Annotated in this window: 1 protein-coding gene; it reads right to left on the bottom strand. The window is 46.3% G+C overall.

The window, feature by feature from the left end:
• A partial coding sequence (gene fliD / locus FDX22_RS27380) for a flagellar filament capping protein FliD (RefSeq protein ID WP_186805483.1) occupies positions 1-227 on the bottom strand: 227 nt, incomplete at both ends.

Here is a 227-nt window from a genome sequence, read left to right as displayed (position 1 = left end):
AGCAGTTTCAGGTTGGCGTTAATATTGTCTTGCGCATTGTCGATAATACCGTCATCGGCCAGATAGCTTTTTACTTCGGTGGCAATCTTGGTGGTAATACCGGTTTCTTTGCCGTCACCCACCAACAGTTCACGGGTCGCTGCTGTGTTATCTTTCAGTGCCTTAGCCAGTTTTTCTTCATCAATTTTTAACTTGCCAGTGCCGCCATCCTGAGTAATGCCAATCTC

It is taken from the genome of Citrobacter sp. TBCS-14, assembly GCF_005280805.1.
In the GTDB taxonomy this organism is placed as follows: domain Bacteria; phylum Pseudomonadota; class Gammaproteobacteria; order Enterobacterales; family Enterobacteriaceae; genus Citrobacter; species Citrobacter gillenii.
This window is presented reverse-complemented; position numbering and strand designations above follow the sequence as displayed.